The organism is Shewanella sp. (genome assembly GCF_013214165.1).
Lineage (GTDB): Bacteria > Pseudomonadota > Gammaproteobacteria > Enterobacterales > Shewanellaceae > Shewanella.
Genome location: NZ_JABSSM010000001.1, coordinates 114,104 through 139,708 on the forward strand (window position 1 = coordinate 114,104; position 25,605 = coordinate 139,708).

Here is a 25,605-nt window from a genome sequence, read left to right on the forward strand (position 1 = left end):
CTAGCGGAAAACGGAACTGAATACAAAAAAGGCAAAGTTAAGTCAAGGTGACCGATTTACGATATGCTAGCGGCAGAGATAATTCATTATGATTGAGTAACCAATGTTTAAACGATTCGAGTCATGGGTTGACCCCCTCCCCGCAGCGGAGCCAGAACAACCTCCTCAGGGGATATATGCTTTTTGCCGTCATTACACTAAGGGATTCGAACGCCCGCTAATATTAATGTCCATCCTTACCGCCATACTCGCCATATTAGAAGTTTCATTATTCGGCTTCATGGGTCAGCTTGTGGACTTATTGATAGCCAATGACCCTGATACCCTGTTTGAGAAGGAAGGCCTCAAGCTGATCGGGATGACAGTATTAGTCTTGGTGGTGATCCCCTCGTTAGTCTTGTTACATGCACTGATAGTGTATCAAGGACTCCTTGGTAACTACCCCATGTCCATTCGGTGGTTAGCCCACCGATATTTACTGAAACAGAGTGTGTCTTTTTATCAAAATGATTTTGCGGGCCGTATCGCCACCAAGGTGATGCAAACGTCGTTAGCCGTCAGAGAGACCGTCACTAAACTATTGGATGTTCTGGTGTACATCTTAGTTTATTTCACCTCTATGTTGGTTATGATAGCCAATGCAGATCTACGCTTGATGCTGCCTATGTTGATCTGGTTAGGCCTGTATATCGGCCTACAGTTGCGGTTTTTACCTAGATTGAAGCAAGTATCAACCGAGCAGGCCGATGCGCGTTCAAATATGACAGGCCGCATCGTCGACAGCTATACCAATATCACCACAGTGAAGCTGTTTTCCCACACCCAGAAAGAAGCCGAATACGCCAAAGGCAGCATGCAGACGTTTCTCAATACCGTGTATCGACAGATGCGACTCGTCACAGGTATCAATGTCAGTGTGCAGATCATCAACTACCTACTCGCATTTGCCATCGCAGCCGTGTCAATCTGGTTATGGACGACGAGTGCCATCACAGTCGGCGCCATTGCCATCGCCATCAGTCTGGCCTTAAGGTTGAATGGCATGTCACAATGGATCATGTGGGAAATAAGTTCCTTGTTCGAAAATATAGGCACTGTCGCCGACGGTATGAATACCTTGTCTAAGCCGACTGAGATTCAAGATATAAAGGACGCACCAAAGATCACGGTCGAAAAAGGCGCCATCGACTTCACCCAAGTCAGCTTTCATTATGGTGAGAATAGCGGTGTGATCGAAAAACTGAACCTCAAGATAAAAGCGGGTGAGAAAGTGGGTCTAGTCGGTCGCTCTGGCGCTGGAAAATCGACATTAGTCAACCTGCTAATGCGCTTCTACGATGTAGAAAAAGGCACTATCGAAATCGACAAACAGAACATCAAACATGTTCAACAAGACTCTCTACGAGCCAACATAGGCATGGTGACGCAAGATACGTCATTGCTACACAGATCGATTCGCGAAAATATTCTCTATGGCAAGCCCGAAGCCAGCGAAGAGGAGCTAATGAGTGCAATTAAGAGTGCACAAGCCTATGACTTCATCCAAACCTTGACGGACGCCGAAGGGAATCGAGGCCTAGATGCTCAAGTGGGTGAACGAGGTGTCAAACTCTCTGGCGGTCAGAGACAACGTATCGCCATTGCACGAGTGCTTCTCAAAAATGCCCCTATCTTGCTACTGGATGAGGCGACATCGGCACTGGACTCGGAAGTAGAAGCCGCGATACAAGAAAGCTTATACCAGCTAATGCAAGGCAAGACAGTAATAGCGATTGCTCACAGACTCTCCACCATAGCGGCCATGGATAGATTAATAGTCTTAGATGAAGGCAAGGTTGTTGAAGAAGGTACCCATCAGGAATTGATAAACGATGGCGGTATATATGCTCAACTATGGGCACACCAGACTGGAGGCTTCCTAGGGATAGATTAATCGGTATCGCCTAGGTCTAGATTAATCGGTATCGATAGTAACAAGATGAAGCCATCATTCAGATGGCTTTTTTTATGCTTTGGATTCGGGAATAACCATTTCCTCATCAATGCGCCTTGAATTGAAAAAACTGAGAGTCTCTGAACTGACCAGATACTGATATGGAATGATATTATACCGATTGGTATAAAAGAAATTCGCGCCTGTGATGTACAGATATCGAGTTAGTGGGAAATTGCAATGCATGGGAAGATAATGGGTGCGGATAAAGCCACGAAGATCAGATACAAAAAAACCACCTTTCGGTGGTTTAGGTGTCTACTCTATCCTATTCAGATAGGAGTAAGTTAGATATGGTGGAGCCTAGCGGGATCGAACCGCTGACCTCAACACTGCCAGTGTTGCGCTCTCCCAGCTGAGCTAAGGCCCCATTTCATGCACTGGAAATAAGCATGAAACTGGTAAATAGTGGTATCCCCTAGGGGATTCGAACCCCTGTTACCGCCGTGAAAGGGCGGTGTCCTAGGCCTCTAGACGAAGGGGACCCGGACTTACTTATTTAGACTCTAGTAAAAAAGAGCTTATAGGCTAGTACTCAAAGGCGTGAGTAAAAGCGGTACATTGCGACTCAAACTGAGTCTTTCACATTCAACCGAAGTAATTATCAGTTAAATAAGAATTTGGTATCCCCAAGGGGATTCGAACCCCTGTTATCGCCGTGAAAGGGCGATGTCCTAGGCCTCTAGACGATGGGGACCCGGACATTCATTCTTTAAACTCTACAAATAAAGAGTTGTCTATTAGCTCAAATCCGAAGGCTATGGATTCGAACCCCACTCTCAATTAAGAGAGGCGCCGTGCTCTTTATCTCATATAAAAAGAGGTAAGAGCGCGGTGTCCTAGTCTTGTTCCCTCTAGACGAAGGGGACCCTGGACTTACTTGTTTAGACTCGAGTAAAAAAGAGCTTATAGGCCAGTACTCAAAGGCGTGAGTAAAAGCGGTACATTGCGATTCACTTGCTCGTTAGAGTGTGAATCTTTCACATCTAACCGAAATATTTATCAGTTAGAAATAAATTTGGTATCCCCAAGGGGATTCGAACCCCTGTTATCGCCGTGAAAGGGCGATGTCCTAGGCCTCTAGACGATGGGGACCCTGGACATTCATTGTTTAAACTCTACAAATAAAGAGTTGTCTATAAGCTCAATTCCGAAGGCTATGGATTCGAACCTCACTCTCATTTAAGAGAGTACCGTGCTTTTCGTCTCATTATAAAAAGAGCTAAGCGCGCGGTGTCCTAGTCTTGTTCCCTCTAGACGAAGGGGACCCTGGACTTACTTGTTTAGACTCTAGTAAAAAGAGCTTATAGGCCAGCACTCAAAGGCGTGAGTAAAAGCGGTACATTGCGACTCAAACTGAGTCTTTCACATTCAACCGAAGTAATTATCAGTTAAATAAGAATATTGGTATCCCCAAGGGGATTCGAACCCCTGTTATCGCCGTGAAAGGGCGATGTCCTAGGCCTCTAGACGATGGGGACCCTGGACATTTATTGTTTAGACTCTATAAAATTAAAGAGCTTATAGGCCAGTACTCAAAGGCGTGAGTAAAAGCGGAACATTGCGATTCACTTTCTCGTTAGAGAGTGAGTCTTTTCACATCTAACCGACTTTACATCAGTTAAAAATAAAATTTGGTATCCCCAAGGGGATTCGAACCCCTGTTATCGCCGTGAAAGGGCGATGTCCTAGGCCTCTAGACGATGGGGACCCGGACATTCATTGTTTAAACTCTACAAATAAAGAGTTGTCTATAAGCTCAAATCCGAAGGATAAGGATTCAAACTTGACCTACTCACTCCCACAAGACGCTAGGGTAGGTTCTTATTGTTTAGACTCTATTAAGAAGAGTGATGTTAGATGGTGGAGCCTAGCGGGATCGAACCGCTGACCTCAACACTGCCAGTGTTGCGCTCTCCCAGCTGAGCTAAGGCCCCTCACTAACAATAAAACTACACTTCTGAGCACGCTACTAAGCTTTTGCTTCGTTGTGTCTCAAGTGCGTGGCGCATTCTATGCAGCACACCCAAAAGTGTCAACTCGTTTTTTAGGAATTTATTCTATTTGCTACAAATTCAATCGCTTTGGAGATTCTTTGCTCGCAACGAGCCTTTCCAACCAAGAATAAGGTCAAATCCACGGCAGGAGACATCCCAGCTCCAGTAACTGCGACACGTAAAGGCATACCGACTTTGCCCATTCCTACTTCTAATTCAGTAGCAGTATCTTCAATTGCTTGATGGATCTCTTCTAAGGTCCACTCATTTAGCTCAGCCAATTTCTTCTGAACGAGTTGCAGCGGCTCCATAGCAACCCCTCTAAGGTGCTTTTTAGCCGCAGTCGCATCAAACTCGGCAAAATCTTCAAAGAAGTAACGACTCGATGCTGCCATCTCCTTCAATGTTTTTGCACGTTCTGCCAAAGCAGTGACCACATCTGATAACACTGGACCATTACTGATATCGATACTTTGATCTGTCATGTGCCACTCTAGTTGCTTGGCAACATAAACTGGATCGAGTTCTTTTATGTAGTGTTGATTCAACCAAATCAACTTATCGGTATTAAATGCCGAAGCGGCCTTATTGATATTTTCTAGTTTAAAGAGTTGCTTCATCTCATCGATAGAGAATATCTCTTGATCGCCATGTGACCAACCTAAACGCACTAGATAGTTAAGTAGTGCTTCGGGCAAGAAGCCATCATCACGGTATTGCATGACACCAACTGCACCATGGCGCTTAGAAAGCTTGGTACCATCATCACCTAAAATCATAGCAACGTGAGCATATTCAGGAATTGGGGCACCTAATGCTTTTAAAATGTTGATTTGACGCGGGGTGTTATTGATATGGTCTTCACCTCGAACAACACAAGTGATCCCCATATCCCAATCATCAACAACAACACAGAAGTTATAAGTAGGCGTTCCTTCGGTACGCGCGATAATAAGATCATCGAGCTCAGCGTTAGCAATTTCGATTCGACCACGAACATGATCGTCAAATACTACACTGCCCTCTTGCGGGTTTTTAAATCGGATAACAAAAGGCTCATCCGTGTTTCGGGGAGCCAGATCGCGACAGCGGCCATCATACTTTTGACTCTCGCCTTTCTCAGCCTGCTCTTCACGCATCTTCTCGATGCGTTCACGTGAACAGTAGCACTTATAAGCACTGCCCTTATCTAACATCTGAGCAATGATCTCATTGTAACGATCGAAACGTTTCGTCTGGTAATAAGGCCCATGTTCCCAATTAAGCCCTAACCACTCCATCCCATCAAGAATTGCCTGGCATGCTTCAGGTGTCGAACGTTCAATGTCGGTATCTTCAATGCGAAGAACGAACTCACCACTGTTGGCACGAGCATATAGCCATGAATAAAGAGCAGTACGAGCACCACCGACATGTAAAAAACCGGTAGGACTTGGAGCAAAACGCGTCTTAGTTGTCATAATGGACACTAACCTATATAGAAAAGCCTAAATTCTAGACTGTACCAATGAATGTGGCGCATATTCTAACAGCCAAACAGCCTCAGGGACATTACCAAGTGCTAAGAAGCGTATTCATCAACTTGATTATGTCGTCTTTATCTCGCTTTTGGCTTTAATTTAGACCTAATTCTTTATATACGCAGGATAAATGCAAACTGAGGCAATTGGAGTTGATATTCACCTTATATAAATGTGAGAGCATTCGATTCACTCAAAATTCAACTCATCGCTATCAAGATGAGTATCAATATTCATTGTTCTTCTAAGCATCACGCGGCTTGGAGCCATTATGTGTAAGCACTCAGTGCGTCGTTTAAAAATAACAAGCAGCTAACGGCTAATGATTTTAATGATTTATCCCTACCAGAAGCTCGCCTTGGGTAACAATGCACCAGTCAGTGTAAAATAACACCGGACACGCTTTTTTATCTAAAAAACCGTTGACACTAAATCGTTCCCCCCTATAATACGGCCCACACAGCGAGGTCGATTAGCTCAGCTGGGAGAGCACCTCCCTTACAAGGAGGGGGTCACTGGTTCGAGCCCAGTATCGACCACCATGTTTCTGTTTAATATGAAATAAATTGTGTGATATAGAGAGTCCCAGGTCGATTAGCTCAGCTGGGAGAGCACCTCCCTTACAAGGAGGGGGTCACTGGTTCGAGCCCAGTATCGACCACCATTTTCTTACGGCTTATGCGAATAAGTGACTAAGAAAATACCCAGTAAAAACGAAAGTCCCAGGTCGATTAGCTCAGCTGGGAGAGCACCTCCCTTACAAGGAGGGGGTCACTGGTTCGAGCCCAGTATCGACCACCATTTTCTGCCTGCGTAAATAGTAAATCCCTCAACATTAATCCCGTTAAAATTAATATAAAAACCAATTTATACCGCTAATTTCGAGACCTTTGTTTATCGAATAACACAGCTAGTCGCTATAATATTTCCCGATATGAAAGCCATTACAGCCCCATTCTAGCTAAGTTCAACTATTCTTCAGATATAACATTAATTGAGATCTATCCTATGGCAGATGTCAGTCAATCCGCCTCCCTGAGCAGCATAGCAGCTTACCTTAAGCTAACTCATAACTGCGATGAAGCCTCTGCGTTAGTTGAAGCGAAAGAAGTCATGCACAATCTTGTCAGTATGAGACAGAAAGGGTTTATCACCGGCTGGTATTTCGACGAACTGGGCCACTTAGAATTACTCCCCAGCGACGCTATCTCGAAACGAATCAACCCAGAAAAATAACTAATCGGACTCCCCCTCCAGATTAAGTAAAGCTTATGCTTTACTTAATTAGTTTTTGATGTAATAGTAAAATGACTTTCAGCTAATAAATTATCTATATGAGTCCATTTCAGCACAGCCAGCCACACTTAAAAGCGATAAATTCGGACTCTAACAACGAGAAACGCAGCAGCAATAATATTCTCTATATTACCCTACTGGTTACCTTGATCAGCGTTGCCGGCATCGCCCTACCCTATCCGATATTGGCACCACTGTTTGCTGAAGGGACATCACCACTGACTCAATTCTTAGATCTCCCTTCTGAGATACTGTTAGGCATAGTATTAGGAATTTATCCGCTAGGAATTATCATAGGCAGTAGCGTTATTGGCGCAATATCAGATAATTACGGCCGTAAAAAATTATTAACTCTAACGTTATTGGGCAGCGCCCTAGGCTATAGTTTAACCGCTATTGCCGCCGTTTCTGAGCACTTTCTCCTCTTCTGTATCTCGCGTTTACTCACAGGATTATGTGAAGGCAATATTGCTATCGCACGTGCAATTGCAGCCGATCTCCACCCCATTATAGACAAGACGCGCAGCTTTTCTCTGATAAGCTCTATGGGATATGGCGGTTACTTACTCGGTCCCTTGGCTGGGGGATACCTGATTATGGCAGGCATAGATATGGTGTTCTGGGTAGCGGCACTCGCCTGCCTGATCTGCGCCCTGATCAGTCATCTTTTACTGCCCAAGAGCTTAGATAAACCCGATACAAATGCCGAGACAGGATCAAGCCTGTCTCTGCTATCGCAACCGGATCTGAGGCGTTTCTTTGTGCTTTATCTCTTCTTGACTATGGGGGTCAATCTTTATTATGAGTATTATCCCCTGTACTTGGTAAGAGAGTTTGGCTATCTTGCTGTCGATATCAGCTGGGCCACTGTATTTCTTACTACATGCATGATTCTAACCAGTATTTTTATCAACCCCATCATACAAAGAAAGCTAGATCACCCTTATGCGGGTCTATTGGGAATATTCCTTTTCGGCTCAGCTCTGGCTGCATTACCCTTTTTTATCGGTCAAGCTTACCTGATCACATTTGCCTTAATGGGCGCCGGCATCGCCATTTACAACGGTTTCCTTCCTGCTTACCTTTCTCATTCCTATGAAAACCGGGCACAAGGCAAGCTAATGGGCATGCTAGTGACCATTTTCTGTCTGGGTAATTTACTCGCGGCCTTAGTGGGCGGTGTGGTTTCTATGTTTGATGTGAAGTGGGCACTGCTATTGGGCTCATCGATTACCTTCACAGCAGGCATCATCTTCTACCATGGACACTTTAAGGCAAAAATTTGGCCTTTTCAGAAAAACAAGTGCAGTGAGTCATAACTCACAAGCATAGTTAGCTATGACTTGCATGGACTGACAATATCATCGACTCATCCTTAGTCAATCTCAGTAAAACCAGGCTCAAGAGCAGCATAACCATACTTGAGCCAAGCACCACGCCTTCCCAGCCCCAATGATGCCAAAATGGCATCAATAAGGGTCCACCCAAGGCGGCTCCCAGATAATAACTACACAGATAAAGAGACGTCGCCTTGGCTCGGTGACGCTTTACCCTGTGGGTGACCCAGGCATTACAACCACTGTGGATAAAGAAAAAACCGAATGCTGTCATCAGGAATCCCAGACAGATGAATACGCCGGTATCGACTAGCGTCATCAAGGAGCCTAAAAACATCAGCAACAGAGATAATCGAAACAGAGTCCGCCGCCCGAAGCGCGTAATCCAACGACCGGAATGATAAGACGCCCAGGTACCGCTCAGATAACAGAGGAAAATAAGGGTCACCTCGAAGCGGCCCCAGCTAAACGGCGCCGACATCAGGTGGAGCTGAATGAAACTGAATTGATTCACCATGACCAGAAAAGCCAGGCCGCCAACTAGGTAAATTTGTCTGAGCTTGGCATCACGCAGATGCACCACAAAGCCATTAAGATCTTCAGCCCTGAACATGCTGCCCCTCGCTTTGGGCTCTTCTTGGCTCTTTAACTTAGTGGTATTGGGCAGCAAATAATGTACTAAGAGCACACCTGCAATCGAGATAGCTAAAATAACCAAGATCACTTGCTGCCAATGTAAGTGTAATGACAGGGCGCCGCCGATCAAACGACCTAAGATCCCGCCGATGCTATTCGCTGCAATATAGACTCCCCCCGCCTTTAGCATGGATGCTTGGCTCAGCTCGTCCTTAAAATAAGCCATGGCAATGGCAGGAACGGCCGCGAGCAAGACTCCCTGCAACAATCGTAAGAGTACGAGAGATGGAAAATCTGCCACAAAGATCATCAGGACATCGGTCAACAATAGTAGGTATAAGCTGATCATCAAGGGCGTCTTACGTCCGATCCTGTCGGATAGCAAGGCATAAAACAACAGTGAAAACGCCATGGCAAAGCTAGTGACCGAGAGTAACAAGGTCGAGTGACTGATATCGACATCGAAGGTCTCGGCAATCAAAGGCAAGATGCCTTGCACTAAGTAGAGGTTGATATAGATGACCACAGAGGCGATAGACAAGCCCCAAATAAGCCTTAGCTCTTTATTTTTAATGTTTGTGTTATCAGTTAAAGACATAGGCCCAAGTCGATGGTCGAACTCCATAGACATAGGTTAGCACCGAGGTTAACATAACAATAATAGATTATATCAATCAAAGTCATTGATTATTGTTATGGATATACGACAACTTAAGCATCTCGATGCCCTGGTAAAAACAGCCAGCTTCACTAAGGCGGCCCAGAGCCTGAATATGGCCCAGCCGGCTTTAAGCCAGAGTATCAAACGCCTCGAGAGCTCCTTAGGCGTCACTCTGGTGAACAGGGCTAGCCCAGGCAACAAACAGCTTAGTCTCACCGCAGAAGGTAAGGTGCTGCATCAGCATGCCCTGTTGATCATCAAGCAAATGAAGCAGGCCGAGACCCACATCAAGTCAATGGCAAACTTGACTAAGGGAGAGGTCAGGATCGGCGTGCCTGGCATGCTTGGCTCCTTCTACCTGCCCTCACGCCTGATGGCATTTCGTCATCAATACCCAGATCTTAAACTGTGCCTGTTCGAAGGGGGAACCCGGGACTCGCTCAAGATGCTTGCCCGTGAAGAGGTGGATATCGCCATCATCACCGCCCAAGATCTTAGCCCTGAGTTTGACAGCCACCTGTTGCTAAGGGAACAGATGGTGGTCGCCATGGGACCTGAACACCCCCTGGCAGCACAGCCGAGCATCAGTTTAGAAGCCTTCTTCGAACATGAGCTGGTGATGTTCAAACCCGGCTACTTTCATCGGGAATGGATGTTAACCCAAGCTAAATCCTTGGGGCTCAGAGCCAATATTGCCTTCGAAACCAACCTTATCAACCTTATCAAGCAAGTAGTATCACAAGGTTTTGCCATCACCAGCGTGCTGGAGATGGTGATCGGCGATAAGGACGATATTTTGGCTAAACCCTTTCAGCCTCAAGTGTTTCTCGATCTGCATATCGCCTGGAAAAAACAGCGCCCCATCAGCCAGGCTGACCGGGCCTTCGTTGATTTCTTGATGAAAAACAGGTGATGCTTAGTTTATAGCCGTGATAAAATCATCGCCACATAGCCAGAATAAAAGCATTTATACCGATTGGTATTAACTGAGACAAACAGATGAATAGTGAATTACACGTAACAGACATAAAGATTGGCGACGGCAAAGAATTAGTCAAAGGCGCCTTGATCACCACCCAATATGAAGGTTTTTTGCAAGATGGAAGTAAATTTGATTCTTCCTACGACAAGGGCAAGGCATTTCAATGTGTCATAGGCACGGGCCGAGTGATCAAGGGCTGGGATATCGGCTTAATGGGGATGAAGGTCGGCGGTAAGCGTAAGCTCGAGGTCCCGGCTCATCTCGCCTATGGAGAGCGTCAAATAGGGTCTATGATCCCAGCTAATTCTGATCTATTTTTCGAGATTGAGCTATTAGAAGTGCTCACAAGAGATGACTAACCTGCATTGAGTTTAATCATATAGAGCCAGTTCAACCTGACCCTATGTGGCAACGAGTCTATTAGAGAATACCCTCCAACAGACTAGCATCCGCTAGACGGCATCAAACTGATTCTCTGGCATAGCCTGGATAAATGCATCTAATTGATTACAATTTTCGGTGACACGTACAATATTAGGATAGCGGGTCAAATCCACCTTGAAGCGGTGGGCGTTGTATACCTGTGGAACTAAACACAGATCCACTAAGGTCACGCTGTCACCGAAGCAGAAACGTCCGCCATGCTGCTCGAGTTGTTGTTCCAATGCACCGAATCCTTCATTTATCCAGTGATGATACCAGGCAGATTTAGCCTCATCGGCTATGCCAATCTCGCCGGCCAAGTACTGCAGCACCTTAAGATTGTTGAGCGGATGAATTTCACAGGCTATAGACAATGCGAGGGCGCGCACTAGTGCCTTAGATTTGGCTTCGGTAGGAAGCAGAGCACCCTGTGGATAGCAGTCTTCCAGATACTCGAGAATAGCCATAGATTGCGACAACACGAACTCATTACCACAGTCATCGATATCGACTAAGGTCGGTACCAACTCCTGGGGATTTAGCTTGGCATAATCGGCCTTATGCTGCTCACCGCCATCTTTCACCAAGTGCACTGATAACAAGTCGGCATCGAGTCCCTTAAGGTTCAAGGCAATTCGGACTCTATATGCGGCGCTCGAACGCCAGTATCCGTATAATTTCAACATCATACATCCTTAAAAATTTGGGCTTAAAAATTTGGACTTAAAAATTTGGACTTAAAAGTCTGGGCTTACAAAAACGGGGCTAATCCGATTGAATTAGCCCCGTTCTTATCACATATTGTAAAAGTTAACCTTTATATTCGACGATTTGCTGATCGATTGAACCGAAAATAGTCTGCTCATTATCATCGAGCATCTCGATACGGACCCGATCGCCAAATTTCATAAATGAGGTCGATGGTTTACCATCGGCAATCGTTTCTAGCATGCGCGTCTCGGCCAAACAGCTGGACCCCGCCGAACGATCATAGTTTGAGATGGTACCCGAACCTATGATGGCACCAGCGCCTAAGGGTCTGGTCATGGCAACATGTGACACCAACTGGCTAAAGTTGAATGTCATGTCGACGCCAGCATTAGGACGACCGAACAGCTCATTGTTTAAATGAGTGATGAGTGGCAGATGCACTTTCGAGTCTTCCCAGCGAGCACCCAGCTCATCAGGCGTCACCGCCACAGGAGAGAAACTGCTCGATGGCTTGGCCTGGAAAAAACCAAAGCCCTTAGCCAATTCACCCGGGATCAAGTTACGCAGAGACACGTCATTCACTAACATCAGCAACTTGATATGCTTCTGTGCAGAATCAGCCGATACGCCCATGGGCACATCATCGGTAATAATGGCAATTTCTGACTCGAAATCTATGCCCCACTCTTCACTCGCCAATGGAATATCGGCTTTAGGCGCAATAAAGCAATCTGAGCCGCCTTGATAGACCAAGGGATTGGTCCAGAATGTCTCTGGCATCTCTGCGCCACGAGCCTTACGAACCAGCTCGACGTGATTAACATAAGCACTGCCATCGGCCCATTGAAAAGCACGAGGCAGAGGGGATAAACACTTGGCCTCATCGAAATCGACGGCATTATCGATCAGGCCATCGTTCAACGCTTCATACAGCTCTTGCAGTTGTGGCTGCAGTAGCTCCCAGGCATCGATTAACTGCTGCATCGTATGAGCAATTGCAGGCACAGCTACAGTTTTAGAAAGATCTTTACTCACTAACATCAACTGGCCATCACGACGACCATTGTTATAACTGGCTAACTTCATACCCGCTCCTATCCTAAATCGGCACCCGACTGAGTTTTACTCTCAGTTGAGTATCATGTCTATTACAATAATGACTGTATAAATACCCTAAGCATAGCCAGATAGGAATAGCGTGACCTAAATCACATTAGGCCCAACACGCTCCTATTGCGTAAAGATATAGTTACACTCACTCTATCCAGCTAAAATAAGGGCTTTTCAGCGAAAATATGCAGCAAAACCCGTCACCGGGTGGCAATAAGCTTTTACATCTATTTTTGCTTGCTGATCTTATACTCTCTGAGCTTATTGGCGATGGCCGTGTGTGAAACCCCCAACTTCTTAGCCAGCTGACGCGTGCTTGGATATGCCGGGTAGAGTCGCCTTAGCAGGCTGGATTCAAACTGTTTCATCGCCTGATCTAAGCTGCCCTCAAATTGATGATCAAAATAACCGAATCCTTCCGCGTAGGAAGGCAATTTCAGGTGTTCCACCGATAACTCGGCAGAGCCATCCCACATAGACACGGCCCTGAAGATGGCATTCTTTAGCTGACGTACATTCCCCGGCCAGGCATAGTTGAGTAAATGCTCCCGACATTGAGCCGAAATACGCCTGATTGGAATAGACAATTGTTGGCTATAATGCTCGAGGAACATCTCAGTCAACGGGATCACATCTACCTTGCGCTCACGCAGTGAAGGCATGTGAAAACTCAATACATGGATCCGATAAAAGAGATCTTCTCTGAACTCACCGGTCTGACACAACTCAGCCAGGTTCTTCTGAGTCGAACAGATGATCCTGACATCGGCCCTCACCTCATTGTCTCCGCCTAACCGTCTGAAGGTTCCGTCCTGGAGTAAGCGAAGCAGTTTAACCTGTGCCGATTTAGACATCTCGGCAATCTCGTCGAGAAAAACGGTACCTCCCTTGCCCTCCTCGAAGAAACCTCTCTTCACCACAGTGCCGTTACTGACGAAACCAAATAGCTCCTCTTCGGCGGCACTGTCCGGCAAGGCCGCGCAGTTGATGGCAACGAAGGGATGCTCTCTGCGCATACTGGCATCGTGACAAGCCCTGGCCATCAGCTCCTTGCCCGTGCCTGTCTCACCAGTGATCAACAGGGGGGCATCGAGTTGCGCCATACGACGTGCCTGTACCAGCACCTCTTTCATCTTGTCACTGGTCACAAGCACGTTTTCGAAACCTAAGGTCTGATTCTGGAGTGCATTAAACTGCTTGCCCACTCGTGCCGGTGATTTCAACGAGACTACGGCGCCTGCGAGTATGCTTTTCTCATTCTCATCGGGCAGATAGATGGGTAGCATCTCGGCTAGATACTCGTTTTGCCCTATGTTGACTCGGGTCGCCTGCGCCAGCACTAAATTCTCACTGAGCCAACGACTAAAGTTAAAGCCTTGCACCCAGTGGCTAAGCGGTTCATCGATTATTTCATGTTCGGCCATGCCCACCGTCATGAGTGCGGATTCATTCACGATCCGCACCCGACCTTTCACATCGATTGAAAATACAGAGTCGGGCAGGGTTTTGAGCAAGGTTTTTAAGGCGTAATGCTCCTGCTCCGATGGCATAAAAGACACGGTGCGGACATCATGCACCCCCTCCACTTTCCTGATCAGGGGCAATAATTCACTGAGTACATCGAAATTGACTTCGGCGAACTGCAGATAGAGGAACCCTTGGTTACTGGCATCTATCGCGATAAGGTTGATGCCGTAACCTTCTAAAATCATCAAAATGTCTTTGGCCAGACCGACCCGGTCCAAGCAACATACTTCAAGACGCATACTGTCAAATTTCCCTTTATTAATAGTATCGTTATTGGGATAACTCACAAATAAAAAGCCGTCCATTTCAAATATGAAACTCGGCTTTTAGCAGTTCATCAAAGGCTTATACGTTAGAAGGTTATGATAAATGTGGCAAGTCTTGTTTACAGTACGAAGGGCGGTTTTGAAAAAAATGAGCAGACCAGATAAACTAACCTGCTGATTTTATATTAATTAATATTACTTTAATAACTGGTCTGTCTTGGCTGCCATGATGAAATCGTTTTTATGCAGCCCCTTAATTGAATGAGACCACCAGGTCACAGTGACCTTGCCCCACTCGGTTAAGATCCCCGGATGATGAAATTCTGCCTCGGCCAGTTCCGCCAGCTCATTGGTGAATACCATGGCAAGCTTAAAATTTTTGAATTTGTAGACACGCTCTAACTGCATCACACCGTCACGCACTTCGACTCCCCAGTCGGGGATCATTCTGATAAGCTCTGCGAGCTCGCTGTCAGAAACTTTAGGCGCATCTATCTGGCACGCTTCACATTTCATTTCCGATAACTTAGACATTATTCTTCCTTCTTATTTTATGCTCGTAAACTAAATGACAAATATGGCACTTAGCAGATAAATTTGCTATGACTTAACTGGCTTTAGATTTCGGCTCATACAGGGGGGCAAACATGCCTAGCTGTTTAGCTTCTGCGACGGCTCCCATGATATCCATCTCAGCGATTTCATCGAGAAACGATAAGCCGTCTATGGCGTAATAGACAGGCTGCATGATATCGATGCGATAAGGTGTTCTTAACACATCGACCAGGTTAAAGGGTTTAATCTGTGGCCCACCACCCATCGCATATAAGGTTTCTCCCGGTGAACTCAATATACCCCCGCCATAGATTGACAAGGAATCGTCTCGATTGCGGATCAGGCCAAACTCGACGGTAAACCAGTACAAACGAGCCAATAATACCCTGTCTTCCTTGCTAGCCGCCAAACCTAATTGTCCATAAGTATGCGAAAACTTAGCGAACGATTCGTTGGTCAACAGGGGACAATGACCGAAGACCTCATGGAAAATATCTGGTTCTCTTAAGTAATCAAATTCTTCTTTACTGCGGATAAAGGTGGCAACAGGAAACTCTCGATTAGCCAGCAGCTCAAAGAAGCGCTCGAAAGAGATCAACGCAGGCACTGCAGCCGTTTTCCAGCCCGTTAAATCCAACAACACCTTATCGATATCCTGAAGCTGTGGAATATTACTGTCCGATAAACCCAGATCGATCAAACCTTGTTGATACTCACTGCAGGCATATGCGGATAAATTCCCCAGCTGTCTCGAATACAAGGCTTGCCAGATATCATGTTCTGCTTGAGGGTAATCGATGTGACCATCTGCATCTGGTAATCGAGCCACATACTCGGTATTTTTACTCATGTCTTTTTACTTTACTCGTTATGGTTCCCTTATTCATACTCAATCAATCTAGCTTTTTTGTTAACTCCCTCACGGTTTATTGTTTGCCTAAACCCACACCAAGTTCGTAATCTTTCTGTTACAGCCTAAGTAATGAATATTGTAACCAACTATAAATAATGACATTACCCCGTACCTTTAACTTTACGCTATATTATAGAAACACACTTTTACTCCTAAGTAGGCTAATAACATGGCTTTTCCTTGTCAGTTTATTAAAATAGAGCCATGAGGCTGGAATTATCACTGACTAAGCGAGTGATAAGCGACTAAACTCAGCAGGTTAAGCAGGTTTTGCAACCGAATTAGGCAACTAAGCGAAGGATAAAAATGAAACAAGCGCAAATACGTAAAGCTGTGATCCCGGTTGCGGGACTCGGAACAAGAATGCTTCCTGCGACTAAGGCCATTCCAAAAGAGATGCTGCCCGTCGTCGATAAGCCGCTAATTCAATATGTAGTCAATGAAGCCATCGCCGCAGGCATCAATGAAATCGTCCTGGTTACCCATGCCAGTAAGAATCCGATTGAAAACCATTTCGATACCAGTTTCGAACTCGAGGCCCAGCTAGAAAGACGAGTGAAACGTCAACTATTGACCGAAATACAGTCCATCTGTCCAACCGGTGTGACAGTGATCAGTGTCAGGCAAGCCCAAGCGAAAGGGTTAGGCCATGCTATCTTGTGCGCTAAGCCAGTGATCGGAGATGAGCCCTTTGCCGTACTATTACCCGATGTTATCGTCGATGAAGCCAGCTGCGACCTCAGCCAAGATAACCTGGCTGAAATGGTGAAGTTATTTAATTCAACCAATGTCGGCCAGATCATGGTTGAAGGCGTGCCCTTAGAGCAAGTCAATCAATATGGTATCGCCGACGTCAATGGCAATCAGCTAAGGCCCGGTGATTCTGCGCCTTTAGCTCAGCTGGTAGAGAAACCCAGCATAGAAGAGGCGCCATCAAATCTGGCCGTCGTCGGGCGTTACATCCTACCCGCAGACATTTGGCCATTACTGGCCAAGACTCCAGCTGGGGCAGGAGATGAGATTCAGCTCACCGATGCCATCGCCATGATGATGGAAAAGCAGACAGTAAATGCCTATTACATGAAGGGCAAGAGCCACGATTGCGGCAACAAGCTGGGATATATGCAGGCCAACATAGAACATGCACTGCGCCATAAACAGATAGGTCCAGATTTCAAACAATATCTAATTAATCTAGTCACACAGTTAAACGAGGAAAAACAGTCATGACCATATTAGTCACAGGCGGCGCGGGTTATATCGGCAGCCATACAGTGGTAGAGCTGTTAAATGCGGGACAAGACGTGGTTATCGTCGACAACCTAGTAAACTCAAGCATCGAAGCCCTACATAGAGTAGAAGAGATCAGCGGAAAATCAGTCACATTTTATCAAGGTGATGTGCTCAATAAAGCCTTCCTGCAGAAGGTGTTTAGTGACCATAAAATCCAGTCTGTGATCCATTTTGCCGGGCTCAAAGCCGTTGGTGAATCTGTGGCCCAGCCATTACGCTATTATGAGAACAATGTCACCGGCACCTTAGTCCTATGCGAAGTCATGGCGGCTAACCATGTTAAAAATCTCGTTTTTAGCTCGTCGGCCACCGTTTACGGCGATCCTGCCAGCCTGCCTATCACCGAAGACTTTCCCACAGGTGCCACTAACCCCTATGGTCAGTCTAAGCTGATGGTCGAACATATATTACAAGATCTGCATCATTCAGATCCTAGCTGGAACATCGCCATACTGCGCTACTTCAATCCCGTAGGCGCTCACTCGAGTGGCCGTATAGGCGAAGATCCTAATGATATACCCAATAACCTGATGCCGTTTATCGCTCAGGTAGCCGTGGGGAAACGTGATAAACTCAGCGTATTCGGTGATGATTACGACACCCATGATGGCACCGGAGTGCGTGATTATATTCATGTGGTCGATCTGGCCATAGGTCATCTAAGGGCGTTAGATAAACTCAACACTCGGTCTGGCTTGGTAACCTATAACTTAGGCACAGGCCAAGGTTACAGCGTCATCGATATGGTGAAAGCCTTTGAGAATGCCTGCGGTAAGCCCATCAAGTATCAAGTTGTCCCACGCCGCCCAGGAGATATTGCCGCTTGTTATGCCAACCCGGATAAAGCCCAGAGCGAGCTTAACTGGAAAGCGACCCATGGCCTAGAAGATATGGCCAGTAGCAGTTGGCACTGGCAGTCGAGTAATCCTAACGGCTATGGACAATAGACTATAAGTTAAGGTCCTAAGCTTGAATATAAGAGGGTTTTAGGACCTTAGTTTTCACTTAATGAAGCAGTATCAAATGAGTAATATTAATCAGGGTCGTCGACGCCTTTTTAGTCGAAAAAAGTCCAACGCCATACGTCCGCCATGGAGTAAAACAGATATCGAATTCACCGATATCTGCACCCGCTGTGATAAGTGCATCAAGGCCTGCGAGACACAGATTATTTTCCGGGGTGATGGTGGTTTTCCTGAGATTAACTTTGCCGATGACGAGTGTACCTTCTGTAAGAAGTGCGTTGAAGTTTGCCCCGAGCCATTGTTTCTCGATACCGAACAAGCCCCCTGGGAATTAAAGGCTGGTGTACAGGAGTCCTGTCTGGCATATAAAGGAGTCTGGTGCCAAAGCTGTAAAGATGCCTGCGATGAGCGCGCCATCAGCTTTAAATCCGCCATCGGCCAGGCGCCTAAACCTGTGATAAACACAGACCTATGCACCGGCTGCGGCGCCTGTGCTTCTCCCTGCCCCAGCAATGCCATCCACTTTCTGTCCCTTGGCCCATAAACAGAGCGATTGCTCTAGTCGACTCAAACAAGGCACAGCCAAAAAATGACTAAAATGTGCCCAATATTAGTGGTGTGTTTACTGTTAATAAAAGGTTAATATCAATTTATTCAGGGTCTATTTGTAGAGCATTATGTTCGGAAATAAAAAAAACAACACAGGACTCACCTTCGTAGCCCAGGGTACAAAAATCTCAGGCGAGAGCCACTTTACCGGGGAAGCGCTCATCGGGGGAGAGGTGTACGGCAAGGTAAGCTCAACGGGGAAAATCACCATAGAACTTGAGGGTTATGTTGATGGAGAACTGAACTGTGAGGAGCTGAAAGTCTCGGGTAGCTTCAAGGGCAAGCTTAAGTGTAAAAAACTCAATATCACCAGCACAGGCACAGTCGAAGGTGAGATAGCCTGTGAGTCTATGGAGATATTTGAGGGGGGTCAGTTTATCGGTATGCGTGTAAGAGAAGATATCGCCTTATTGAACACAGTTCCACTGAACCAAGACAGTCACACTGAGCCTAAAGCAGATATTCAAGCTGAGCGACAAGCAAACTGAATTAACCCGCTGTAACTCATTGACCTCATCTGCGGTAAATACAGTTCCAGGCGCCTTCCTAGGGCGCCTACTCCAGCGACAAGGCTACTCTTGGACTTGTCTTACCTTTAGCAGGTATTCTCTGAGCAGTTTAACAAACTCATCGGCGGGCCTGTCCAGACAATCTATGGGGATATAAATATGAAACCCCATGTTTTTGCTTAACATTTCACATCTGTGACCGAACATAGCCAGGACACCTCTGTAGCGCTCATCATTGACCTCTAATGGGGTAAACTCTGAGTTCATATAGGCTTCGAACTCGATTAAGTCTTCATCCAGGGTGACCGCAGACATCAACAAGGGTCGCTGCTCGGTTAACAGGCCTGTGGCCAGTCGACCGGGTATCATGTCCAGCACTGGGTTGATTCGCTTGAGTTTGAAACCTATGTATGGCAATTGGATAGGCTCGAAACCATCCAGTCCACGAGGAATGTCTATCCTCTGTACATTATCCCACTCGATGAAAATACTGCCACGTCTGTGGTGATACTTAAGCCCTTGCTGGTTAAGCTCCAGGCTGATTTCAGGCTCAAGAATTTTGGACACTCCGAGCACTATAGATATTGCCCCTAACGAGAAGCAGAGCATACCAGGGGCAAACATGGCTGTAGAGGACAAAAACAAGCCTATGCTTATTGTCAGTAGTATCGCACCGACTAAGGTCAAGGTTCTGCTGTTACGTTTAAATTTCGAGTTGATCTGTACTAGTTCAATATCCAAGAGTTATCCTAAAAAGATCTATTTACTGCTATTGAGTTTTAATTACTTGTTTTACACCAGTCCTAGCCACTTTCATATTTAAGCGTAAACCAGAGTCTGCCGACATATTCATGAATGGCGCGCTGAGATGAGAGTAAGTTATTGGCATCCAGCTGCCACCAATAGCCTTGTCTGGTGATAAAATCTGTGGGGGCGGCTTCTGGGCTTAAACCTTGGCCTTGAAAAATGGCCATGGATCTAGGCAAATGAGTTGCCGAGGTGACGAGCCTAAATGGATGGGTACCCATCTCCCATTGAAGATATTGGGCTTCTTCTATGGTGTCTTTAGCTAATGGGAACGTAATAATTCTATCTTTAGGGATCCCAAGCTGCATGGCAGCTGCAGCCATGATGTGAGCATGAGGCGTTTTAGAGGCACTTCCGCCCCAGCCGCTAACAATCAGAATACAATCTTTGCCGAGTCTATACTGGCGTACGCCTTCGGTTAATCTAGCCAAAGCTGTGGCCGATAACTGATGCACGGCGCCGCCGGGGATGTCATCATCATGGCCACTGCCGAGCACCATGACTAAACAGCTGGCACCTATGGCTTGGTTATTGACCTTATATTGATTTTCAAGAGAAGCCGTTAATAAATTACTCCCCACCGAGCTACTCAAAAAGACCAGAATGACCACGGCAACAGCCAACACGAAACGAACCCTATTACGGTTTCTCAGCATCAGGATGCAAAATAGCAATAATAGAACAAGCAAAGGAATTGGCATAAAGAGTTGCGAGAGTGCTTTTTTAAGCTCAAACATCATGTTGCTAGCCCGGTGAACCTAATTTTGGGCTAGTCTAACATAAGTCGTTATATCTGTAGCTTTAGGTGTTTAGTATTAGGCGTTTAGTATTAGCATCGAACACCTTTATTAGTGGGATTGGCATTACCACAGCCAAGCGGCCCCCCGCACTCCAGATGAGCAGCCATAACGGTTCTGCACCACAGGGGTACGGCACTCGCCGCCAAGCACATATTTTGCTAACACTTGGGACAGCTTAGGATAGATGGCATCGATATTGGACATGCCTCCGCCCAACACGACCACATCCGGATCGAGTGTATTGATCACATGGGCAAGGGATCTGGCCAACCTGTCTATGTAGCGCTCAAATGCCGCAACGGCCCGTGCATCATCGGCATCGACCAGCTCCATGATCTCTGAGCCCTTGGTGGCATTACCGCCGGCCAGGTTATAATCCCGCACGAAACCAGTACCGGAAATGAAGGTCTCGATGCAGTCATTATTACCACAGAAACACGAGGTGGAATTAAACTCCTGTGTCGACATCCATGGCAGTGGGTTATGGCCCCACTCGCCACATATTCCATTACCGCCACTGTGAACGCGGCCATTGATGGCGATACCACCGCCACAGCCCGTGCCTATGATGACGCCAAACACCATGCCTTTACCCGCGCCCGCACCATCGGTGGCTTCAGAGACGGCGAAACAGTTAGCATCGTTAGCGACCCTGACTTCACGATTCAGACGATGACCTAAGTCAATATCCAGAGGCTTACCATTAATCCAGGTCGAGTTTGCATTCTTGACTAAGCCTGAAAAGGGCGAGATAGCCCCCGGGAAACCGACACCGACACTCCCCGTCATGCCGAGTGTCGTCTCGGCTTCATTCACTAGACTCACGATAGTGTCGAGTGTAGCCTCATACTCTCTAGGTGTAGGCAAACGTTTCCTAAATAGCTCTTTTCCATCATCATTCAAGGCTACCAGCTCTATTTTAGTACCACCAAGATCAACGCCCATTCGCAACATCTGTCTTACTCCACTATCCAATCTGATTAATTTTTGACTATTTCGCCCTGCCTGGCACACTCACGTTACTCCCCAACGTGATAACTATATCAGTAAACACGAGCAACATTTAACGGCATTTAATAACATTTTCATCGAAACACATCGAAAATGTGCTAGTTAACCTCATCTATACTCGCCAGATTAAGTTAAGCTACGAGTGAAAGGTAGCCAGCTCAAGCGTACTGCAATCGTATTCACCATCGACTCACTTAAATAGATAACCCAGTTTTCGAGTGCGATATCGAGTCTCACCCCACTAGAAAAATCAGCAAGTTAAAGAATAAGGAAACGCTATTATACCCTTTACCCAGATAAGCACCTGACCTCGACTGCTTGCTTGTGAAAAAATCCATCTCTTTATTCACTCCTCCTTTTCCCAATCGACATCAAAAATAAAGCGAAACACACATAAAATAAATAGGCATCAAATCTACACGATACGATAAATATATTTTACACAGTTTCTCATCTCAATACTGTCACACATGGCTTAAATCACTTAGAATTCCCGCCAATGAAATAAGGGATTACCATGAAACTAAAAGTATTATCTGGATTGCTACTTCTTACATGTGCTTCGGCACAAGCCGCCTGGTGGGTCGAGCCTGACGACCTTGCTCTAAGAGCCGACATTCAATTGCTCGCCGATACCGGCATTATTTTGCAGCCAGTGACAACCTACCCCTTGATGTGGGCAGGGCTAAAGCAAGATATGGATAAGGCAGAAGTTGAAACATTATCCTCAATGCAGGCCAACGCCTATGACCGAGTCATGGCCGCCTATAAAAAAGATCACCAGAGCTTTAATGCCGAAGTTAAACTGGCAGCGGCAACAGATAATGCCCGCTTTCTAGGTTTTGGTCATGACTACCGAGATAAAGCGGAAACCACAGTCAATGCCGAAGTCACCAAAGACTGGTTCAGCGGCCGAGTATCAGCCAGTTATCATTACGATCCTATCGATGGTGACAGCGCCCGTTTAGATAACAGTTTCGCCGCCGTCATGTTAGGTAACTGGATTGTCAGCGCCGGTGCCCAGAAAAAGTACTGGGGACCTGGCTGGGATACGGGTCTCATTCAGACGACTAACGCCAGACCTATGCCAGGCATCACCTTTAGCCGCAATAACAGCCAGGCATTCGAAACACCTTGGCTAAACTGGATTGGCCCCTGGACTTTCACCACCAGCTTCAGTCAGATGGAGAGTGACCGTTATGTGCCAGATACTAAACATTGGGGCGCTCGGGGAACACTCAGACCCATCTCTAAGCTAGAGATTGGCTTCTCCTGGACCATGCAGTGGGGCGGTGAAGGCTATGGCAATAGCTTAAGTGATTGGTGGGATGGATTAGCTAACGGTGGAGGCACAGAAGCCGATCTGGCAAATGGTCAGGAAAACATGCTCGCCGGCTATGATTTCCGCTGGTCAGACACCGCTTTTGGCATCCCCTACGGTATTTATTACGAGCGCACCCATGAAGATTACCATAACGGTAAGAACAAGCTGATCAATGCATCTAACATGGGGGGAATTGACTTCGTATTGGCCAATATCAGAACCCGAGTCTTCATCGAATATGTTGACACTGCAGCCTCTTGTGGCCTTGATGACAAGGTTTATAACTGCATGTATGAGCACGGCTTCTACAAAGATGGCTACCGCTATTATGGCAAGAGTCTAGGTAGCACCTATGACAATGACTCCAGAACATTGGTCATAGGTGGCATCACTCAGCTCGGTGGCGGTCAGAGCATCACCAACAAACTGAGATTGCTAAAACTCAATTTCGATGGCACAGATACATCTAACCCTGAAGGGGGCAACCCGGTATCGCCTGGTGAGTATGAACGTATGGTTCAGTTCGATACCAGCTATCACAGACCCTTCTATGACGGTACGCTAAAAGTCGGTGGCACCTTAGGATATAGTGAATACATGACTAGCGGTGGTGATGACTGGGATACGACTGTGTACGCCGCCTGGGAAAGAAGTTTTTAATAGCAGCTCCTAGGCCTTGGCACGCTCACCACGAGAGCTAATCTAGGCCTGCATCGCTGCCGAAGGATAGAGACTGAGCTCGGGTGCCAGTCTCTTTCTCTTTTCCTAATAGAGCACAGCTCATCGAATAAGCATTGCCTGCTTGGCTTGGTAAAACCTAGAGGCTAATTTTCAGACACAGCGCCTTGTAATTCATCCCACCCCTGACGCTTGCGGTAAATTGTCGAAGCACTGATGTCTAACAGGGCTGCGGCTTTAGGTACATTTCCGCCACACTGCACAATGGCCGCCTCTATCGTCTGTTTCTCTGACAACCAGAGTGGCACTATGGTCTCAACGTTATCAATTCCTGAGTCTGCTACTTGCAGCTTGTTGCTGCTGGCCTGCTCATCTATCGCGAGTGACTCGCAGTTATTGACTGCCGAAGCCTGATTGGCTCTCGTAATGGAGATAACGGGCTTAATTTGAGTCAGGCTGTTGCTCGAGTCTGATTTAAATAACGAAGGTAGCATAGACTCATCAATAATATCGGCGGAGTTAAGTACCACCATCTGTCTGATTATATTTTGCAGTTGACGGACATTTCCCGGCCAATGATAAGCCTGTAGGACTTTTTTCACCTCACCACTGAAACTTTTAAACCGCTTACCTTCCTCGGTGTTATATTCTTTTAAGAATTTTTGAGCGAGTAATAGCACATCTTTTCCACGCATTCTTAACGCAGGTAACTCAATAGGTATCACGTGCAATCGATAGAATAGATCTTCTCTAAATCTTCCGGCTTTCACTTCATCCCATGGAATGCGGTTAGTCGCACTGACAAAACGCACATCGACTTTCTCCTCCTTGGTTGCACCGACTCTTTGAAAGATCCCCGTTTGAATGAATCGTAAAAACTTGCTTTGCAGCTCAAGTTCCATCTCGCAGACTTCATCTAAAAACAGCGTCCCCCCATGTGCACGAGTCGCTGCGCCATCTCGGTTAGCGACGGCTCCAGTAAAAGCCCCCTTGGTATGGCCAAAGATCTCACTTTCTATCAAATCTTTAGGAATTGAGGCACAGTTGAGTGCGATAAATGGTTTATCACTGCGATTGCCGGCATGATGAATGGCCTGAGCACAGACCTCTTTACCTGTGCCACTCTCTCCTATGATAAAAACCGAAGCCTTACTATTGGCAACGCAATCTATGGTTTTATATACGGTTTGCATCGCGAGGGATTCACCGATAAATCCCATGTAGTTAGCCTTAGGTAAGCTTTTCTCATAGTTGGCAACGAGATTAACCAGCAGCCTTTGTTTCAGCGCGTTACGGACAGTGATGGAGAGACGTTTAGCATCGAATGGCTTAATGATAAAATCGAAAGCACCAGATTTCATCGATTCGACGGCGAGATCTATGGTGCCATGGGCGGTGATCATTATCACTGTCGTATCAGGGTATTGAGTTTGAACCTTTTGCAGTATCTCCATGCCTGACATGTCGGGTAACTTGATGTCCAGCACCAGCAGATCTGGCTGCCAAGTCGACAATTCAGTTAACGCATCTTCGCCATGATTAACATGGGTGACTTTCGCGCCTTCTCCGCGCAGATACTCGGTATACAAGGCCCCCAGCGACATGCTGTCTTCAACAAGTAAAACGGTAAATGAGTGCTTAATTTCCATATTTTCTTTACCTATTCTTTTCACCAATTTATT

General features: G+C 46.3%; 21 protein-coding genes and 10 tRNA genes. 13 read left to right on the top strand and 18 right to left on the bottom strand.

Annotated elements, in window-relative coordinates:
* Positions 1-103: 103 nt before the first annotated feature.
* Positions 104-1,933: an ABC transporter ATP-binding protein gene (locus HRU42_RS00510; protein ID WP_295027988.1), complete on the top strand. Its 1,830-nt coding sequence runs from the start codon at positions 104-106 to the stop codon at positions 1,931-1,933.
* A gap of 354 nt (positions 1,934-2,287) precedes the next feature.
* Here HRU42_RS00510 and HRU42_RS00515 read toward each other — a convergent pair.
* The 8 genes from HRU42_RS00515 to gltX all read right to left on the bottom strand — a co-directional run bounded on the left by HRU42_RS00515 (position 2,288) and on the right by gltX (position 5,450).
* Positions 2,288-2,363, bottom strand: a tRNA-Ala gene (locus HRU42_RS00515).
* 39 nt (positions 2,364-2,402) lie between these two features.
* Positions 2,403-2,478: transfer RNA gene (locus HRU42_RS00520), tRNA-Glu, on the bottom strand.
* A 136-nt stretch (positions 2,479-2,614) separates the two neighbouring features.
* Positions 2,615-2,690, bottom strand: a tRNA-Glu gene (locus HRU42_RS00525).
* Positions 2,691-3,012: 322 nt separating this feature from the next.
* Positions 3,013-3,088: transfer RNA gene (locus HRU42_RS00530), tRNA-Glu, on the bottom strand.
* Between the two features lie 310 nt (positions 3,089-3,398).
* Positions 3,399-3,474 (bottom strand) — tRNA-Glu (locus HRU42_RS00535).
* A 154-nt stretch (positions 3,475-3,628) separates the two neighbouring features.
* Positions 3,629-3,704 (bottom strand) — tRNA-Glu (locus HRU42_RS00540).
* 150 nt (positions 3,705-3,854) lie between these two features.
* Positions 3,855-3,930: transfer RNA gene (locus tag HRU42_RS00545), tRNA-Ala, on the bottom strand.
* Positions 3,931-4,040: 110 nt separating this feature from the next.
* The gene (gene gltX, locus HRU42_RS00550) at positions 4,041-5,450 is read right to left on the bottom strand and encodes a glutamate--tRNA ligase (protein ID WP_295027990.1); all 1,410 of its coding nucleotides are present in this window, start codon (positions 5,448-5,450) and stop codon (positions 4,041-4,043) included.
* A gap of 526 nt (positions 5,451-5,976) precedes the next feature.
* Between gltX and HRU42_RS00555 the strand changes: the two genes are divergently transcribed.
* The 5 genes from HRU42_RS00555 to HRU42_RS00575 all read left to right on the top strand — a co-directional run bounded on the left by HRU42_RS00555 (position 5,977) and on the right by HRU42_RS00575 (position 8,125).
* A tRNA-Val gene (locus HRU42_RS00555) sits at positions 5,977-6,052 on the top strand.
* A gap of 46 nt (positions 6,053-6,098) precedes the next feature.
* Positions 6,099-6,174: transfer RNA gene (locus HRU42_RS00560), tRNA-Val, on the top strand.
* A 61-nt stretch (positions 6,175-6,235) separates the two neighbouring features.
* Positions 6,236-6,311: transfer RNA gene (locus HRU42_RS00565), tRNA-Val, on the top strand.
* A 207-nt stretch (positions 6,312-6,518) separates the two neighbouring features.
* On the top strand, positions 6,519-6,746 hold the full coding sequence (locus HRU42_RS00570; protein WP_295027992.1) for a hypothetical protein: 228 nt from the start codon (positions 6,519-6,521) through the stop codon (positions 6,744-6,746).
* A 98-nt stretch (positions 6,747-6,844) separates the two neighbouring features.
* Complete coding sequence (locus tag HRU42_RS00575) at positions 6,845-8,125, top strand: MFS transporter (protein WP_295027994.1); 1,281 nt, start codon at positions 6,845-6,847, stop codon at positions 8,123-8,125.
* Positions 8,126-8,138: 13 nt separating this feature from the next.
* On the opposite strand, the gene HRU42_RS00580 is transcribed toward HRU42_RS00575, so the two are convergent.
* A complete protein-coding gene (locus tag HRU42_RS00580) occupies positions 8,139-9,377 on the bottom strand; it encodes an MFS transporter (protein WP_295028059.1) in 1,239 nt (412 codons plus the stop codon).
* 97 nt (positions 9,378-9,474) lie between these two features.
* On the opposite strand from HRU42_RS00580, the gene HRU42_RS00585 reads away from it, so the two are divergent.
* Both HRU42_RS00585 and HRU42_RS00590 read left to right on the top strand, forming a co-directional pair.
* On the top strand, positions 9,475-10,353 hold the full coding sequence (locus HRU42_RS00585) for a LysR family transcriptional regulator (RefSeq protein WP_295027996.1): 879 nt from the start codon (positions 9,475-9,477) through the stop codon (positions 10,351-10,353).
* An 86-nt stretch (positions 10,354-10,439) separates the two neighbouring features.
* Positions 10,440-10,781 (top strand): FKBP-type peptidyl-prolyl cis-trans isomerase, encoded by a 342-nt coding sequence (locus tag HRU42_RS00590; protein ID WP_295027998.1) that lies wholly within the window; start codon positions 10,440-10,442, stop codon positions 10,779-10,781.
* A gap of 93 nt (positions 10,782-10,874) precedes the next feature.
* On the opposite strand, the gene maiA is transcribed toward HRU42_RS00590, so the two are convergent.
* The 5 genes from maiA to phhA form a co-directional block, all read right to left on the bottom strand.
* A complete protein-coding gene (maiA, locus tag HRU42_RS00595) occupies positions 10,875-11,528 on the bottom strand; it encodes a maleylacetoacetate isomerase (RefSeq protein WP_295028061.1) in 654 nt (217 codons plus the stop codon).
* A gap of 127 nt (positions 11,529-11,655) precedes the next feature.
* The gene (locus HRU42_RS00600) at positions 11,656-12,642 is read right to left on the bottom strand and encodes a fumarylacetoacetate hydrolase family protein (protein WP_295028000.1); all 987 of its coding nucleotides are present in this window, start codon (positions 12,640-12,642) and stop codon (positions 11,656-11,658) included.
* Between the two features lie 251 nt (positions 12,643-12,893).
* Entirely contained in the window at positions 12,894-14,432 is a 1,539-nt protein-coding gene (tyrR, locus tag HRU42_RS00605) for a transcriptional regulator TyrR (protein ID WP_295028002.1), read from the bottom strand.
* A 222-nt stretch (positions 14,433-14,654) separates the two neighbouring features.
* Positions 14,655-14,993 (bottom strand): 4a-hydroxytetrahydrobiopterin dehydratase, encoded by a 339-nt coding sequence (locus HRU42_RS00610; RefSeq protein ID WP_295028004.1) that lies wholly within the window; start codon positions 14,991-14,993, stop codon positions 14,655-14,657.
* Positions 14,994-15,066: 73 nt separating this feature from the next.
* On the bottom strand, positions 15,067-15,864 hold the full coding sequence (gene phhA, locus HRU42_RS00615) for a phenylalanine 4-monooxygenase (RefSeq protein ID WP_295028006.1): 798 nt from the start codon (positions 15,862-15,864) through the stop codon (positions 15,067-15,069).
* A 369-nt stretch (positions 15,865-16,233) separates the two neighbouring features.
* On the opposite strand from phhA, the gene galU reads away from it, so the two are divergent.
* The 4 genes from galU to HRU42_RS00635 all read left to right on the top strand — a co-directional run bounded on the left by galU (position 16,234) and on the right by HRU42_RS00635 (position 19,282).
* Complete coding sequence (galU, locus tag HRU42_RS00620; RefSeq protein ID WP_295028008.1) at positions 16,234-17,157, top strand: UTP--glucose-1-phosphate uridylyltransferase GalU; 924 nt, start codon at positions 16,234-16,236, stop codon at positions 17,155-17,157.
* Complete coding sequence (gene galE, locus HRU42_RS00625; RefSeq protein WP_295028010.1) at positions 17,154-18,167, top strand: UDP-glucose 4-epimerase GalE; 1,014 nt, start codon at positions 17,154-17,156, stop codon at positions 18,165-18,167. The genes galU and galE overlap by 4 nt, the downstream gene beginning before the upstream one ends.
* A gap of 76 nt (positions 18,168-18,243) precedes the next feature.
* Positions 18,244-18,729, top strand: a complete 486-nt coding sequence (gene napF, locus HRU42_RS00630) for a ferredoxin-type protein NapF (RefSeq protein ID WP_295028012.1) — start codon at positions 18,244-18,246, stop codon at positions 18,727-18,729.
* Positions 18,730-18,862: 133 nt separating this feature from the next.
* The gene (locus tag HRU42_RS00635) at positions 18,863-19,282 is read left to right on the top strand and encodes a polymer-forming cytoskeletal protein (protein WP_295028015.1); all 420 of its coding nucleotides are present in this window, start codon (positions 18,863-18,865) and stop codon (positions 19,280-19,282) included.
* Positions 19,283-19,366: 84 nt separating this feature from the next.
* Here the strand turns inward: HRU42_RS00635 and HRU42_RS00640 are convergent, their stop codons facing one another.
* The 3 genes from HRU42_RS00640 to mak form a co-directional block, all read right to left on the bottom strand.
* Positions 19,367-20,044, bottom strand: coding sequence for a DUF2982 domain-containing protein (locus HRU42_RS00640; protein WP_295028017.1), 678 nt, complete (start codon positions 20,042-20,044; stop codon positions 19,367-19,369).
* Positions 20,045-20,106: 62 nt separating this feature from the next.
* Positions 20,107-20,850 carry a YdcF family protein gene (locus HRU42_RS00645; RefSeq protein ID WP_295028018.1) on the bottom strand — a complete coding sequence of 248 codons (744 nt, stop codon included), beginning with the start codon at positions 20,848-20,850 and terminating at the stop codon, positions 20,107-20,109.
* A 123-nt stretch (positions 20,851-20,973) separates the two neighbouring features.
* Entirely contained in the window at positions 20,974-21,864 is an 891-nt protein-coding gene (mak, locus tag HRU42_RS00650; protein ID WP_295028020.1) for a fructokinase, read from the bottom strand.
* A gap of 574 nt (positions 21,865-22,438) precedes the next feature.
* Between mak and HRU42_RS00655 the strand changes: the two genes are divergently transcribed.
* Positions 22,439-23,905: a capsule assembly Wzi family protein gene (locus HRU42_RS00655; protein ID WP_295028022.1), complete on the top strand. Its 1,467-nt coding sequence runs from the start codon at positions 22,439-22,441 to the stop codon at positions 23,903-23,905.
* 164 nt (positions 23,906-24,069) lie between these two features.
* On the opposite strand, the gene HRU42_RS00660 is transcribed toward HRU42_RS00655, so the two are convergent.
* Positions 24,070-25,572 carry a sigma-54 dependent transcriptional regulator gene (locus tag HRU42_RS00660; RefSeq protein WP_295028024.1) on the bottom strand — a complete coding sequence of 501 codons (1,503 nt, stop codon included), beginning with the start codon at positions 25,570-25,572 and terminating at the stop codon, positions 24,070-24,072.
* Positions 25,573-25,605 lie beyond the last annotated feature (33 nt).

Bases quoted from the DNA above. Each gene is read 5' to 3' on its own strand.
- HRU42_RS00580 (WP_295028059.1), bottom strand. From the start codon at position 9,377: ATGTCTTTAACTGATAACACAAACATTAAAAATAAAGAGCTAAGGCTT.
- tyrR (WP_295028002.1), bottom strand. From the start codon at position 14,432: ATGCGTCTTGAAGTATGTTGCTTGGACCGGGTCGGTCTGGCCAAAGAC.
- HRU42_RS00570 (WP_295027992.1), top strand. From the start codon at position 6,519: ATGGCAGATGTCAGTCAATCCGCCTCCCTGAGCAGCATAGCAGCTTAC.
- HRU42_RS00600 (WP_295028000.1), bottom strand. From the start codon at position 12,642: ATGAAGTTAGCCAGTTATAACAATGGTCGTCGTGATGGCCAGTTGATG.
- galE (WP_295028010.1), top strand. From the start codon at position 17,154: ATGACCATATTAGTCACAGGCGGCGCGGGTTATATCGGCAGCCATACA.
- gltX (WP_295027990.1), bottom strand. From the start codon at position 5,450: ATGACAACTAAGACGCGTTTTGCTCCAAGTCCTACCGGTTTTTTACAT.
- phhA (WP_295028006.1), bottom strand. From the start codon at position 15,864: ATGAGTAAAAATACCGAGTATGTGGCTCGATTACCAGATGCAGATGGT.
- galU (WP_295028008.1), top strand. From the start codon at position 16,234: ATGAAACAAGCGCAAATACGTAAAGCTGTGATCCCGGTTGCGGGACTC.
- HRU42_RS00575 (WP_295027994.1), top strand. From the start codon at position 6,845: ATGAGTCCATTTCAGCACAGCCAGCCACACTTAAAAGCGATAAATTCG.
- HRU42_RS00645 (WP_295028018.1), bottom strand. From the start codon at position 20,850: ATGATGTTTGAGCTTAAAAAAGCACTCTCGCAACTCTTTATGCCAATT.
- HRU42_RS00660 (WP_295028024.1), bottom strand. From the start codon at position 25,572: ATGGAAATTAAGCACTCATTTACCGTTTTACTTGTTGAAGACAGCATG.
- HRU42_RS00635 (WP_295028015.1), top strand. From the start codon at position 18,863: ATGTTCGGAAATAAAAAAAACAACACAGGACTCACCTTCGTAGCCCAG.
- HRU42_RS00510 (WP_295027988.1), top strand. From the start codon at position 104: ATGTTTAAACGATTCGAGTCATGGGTTGACCCCCTCCCCGCAGCGGAG.
- HRU42_RS00655 (WP_295028022.1), top strand. From the start codon at position 22,439: ATGAAACTAAAAGTATTATCTGGATTGCTACTTCTTACATGTGCTTCG.
- HRU42_RS00590 (WP_295027998.1), top strand. From the start codon at position 10,440: ATGAATAGTGAATTACACGTAACAGACATAAAGATTGGCGACGGCAAA.
- napF (WP_295028012.1), top strand. From the start codon at position 18,244: ATGAGTAATATTAATCAGGGTCGTCGACGCCTTTTTAGTCGAAAAAAG.
- HRU42_RS00585 (WP_295027996.1), top strand. From the start codon at position 9,475: ATGGATATACGACAACTTAAGCATCTCGATGCCCTGGTAAAAACAGCC.
- mak (WP_295028020.1), bottom strand. From the start codon at position 21,864: ATGTTGCGAATGGGCGTTGATCTTGGTGGTACTAAAATAGAGCTGGTA.
- HRU42_RS00610 (WP_295028004.1), bottom strand. From the start codon at position 14,993: ATGTCTAAGTTATCGGAAATGAAATGTGAAGCGTGCCAGATAGATGCG.